1 protein-coding gene is annotated in these 1230 nt (G+C 28.5%); it reads left to right on the top strand.

All coding sequences use genetic code 11. From position 1 onward, the window contains the following. Window positions 1-15 precede the first annotated feature (15 nt). Window positions 16-1182, top strand: a complete 1167-nt coding sequence (locus M663_RS0103060) for a CCA tRNA nucleotidyltransferase (RefSeq protein ID WP_029687887.1) — start codon at window positions 16-18, stop codon at window positions 1180-1182. Window positions 1183-1230: the final 48 nt, after the last annotated feature.

Here is a 1230-nt window from a genome sequence, read left to right as displayed (position 1 = left end):
AAAGGGGTGATTTTTTTGCGTATAGAGGTTAATGAAATAGATTTAATTAAACTGCTGAAAGAAATTTCTTTAAAAACAAAAATTAAATCTTATATTGTAGGTGGAGTTGTAAGAGACTTTTTATTAGGGGTTAAAAACCTTGATATTGATGTAGTAGTGGAAGGAGACGGTATTGAGTTTGCTTATATATTGCTTTCTTATTTAAAAGGTGATATTGTAGTGTATGAAGCTTTTAGGACTGCTACCTTAAGTTATGACGGTATTTCTATTGATGTTATATCTGCTCGTAAAGAGTATTATGAACGTCCTGCTGCACTGCCAACAATCGAATTTTCAAATATATACGATGACATGGCAAGAAGAGATTTTACTATAAACACTTTGGCTTATGATGTAATAGAAGAGAAGATTTTGGATTATTTTAATGGATTAGAGGACTTAAAAAAGGGTTTAATTAGAGTCCTTCATCCTAAAAGTTTTATTGATGACCCTACCAGAATATTTAGAGCTATAAGATATGCTACTAGATATTCTTTTGAGATCGAAGAAAAGACGCATAATTTGATGAAGGATTCGACAGAAAATATCAGACTTTTGTCTGCTGATAGAATAAGGAATGAAATCTTTTTAATTTTAAAAGAAAGTAAAGCCAAAGAGATGATTGATAAGCTTATTTATTACGGTATTGATAAAGTTATTTTTGATGGAATTACACTTAATACTCAACATCTCGATACAGTATATGTAAATTTAGAAATTGAATTATACAGATTTTTAGTGCTTTTTTACTATCTAAAAGAAAAAGATATTAATGAAATTGAAAAGAGGTTGCGAATAAATAAAATTTATCTCAAGGCTTTAAAAGACTTGGTTTTTTTGAGAGAGCAACTCAATTGCCAAAATAAAAATATCAGAAAAATAAGAAAAACTATAGAAGAAACAAAAGAAGAAGTTTTAAAAGCTATTGAAGTAATGGAAGGAGAAAAAGCCGAAAAAATTATAAAGGGGAAATTGACTGTAAAGGGAAAAGACATAGAAAATTTAGGACTTCCTCCCGGTTCTTTATATGGGGAATTAATGGATAATGTGTTTGAGGCGAAAATTAATGGAATTATTGCTACAAGAGATGAAGAAATTGCATTTTTGAAAAAACTGATAGAAAAATTAAAGAAAGGAGAATAAATTTGATAGATTTTATAGATTTTTTATATAGAATACCTGCACTTCTTA

Origin of the sequence: Thermoanaerobacter sp. A7A (genome assembly GCF_000445185.1) — a bacterium.
Taxonomy (GTDB): Bacteria; Bacillota; Thermoanaerobacteria; order Thermoanaerobacterales; family Thermoanaerobacteraceae; genus Thermoanaerobacter.
Note: the sequence above shows the minus strand (reverse complement) of the source record. Positions and strands in the feature narration are given on the sequence as shown.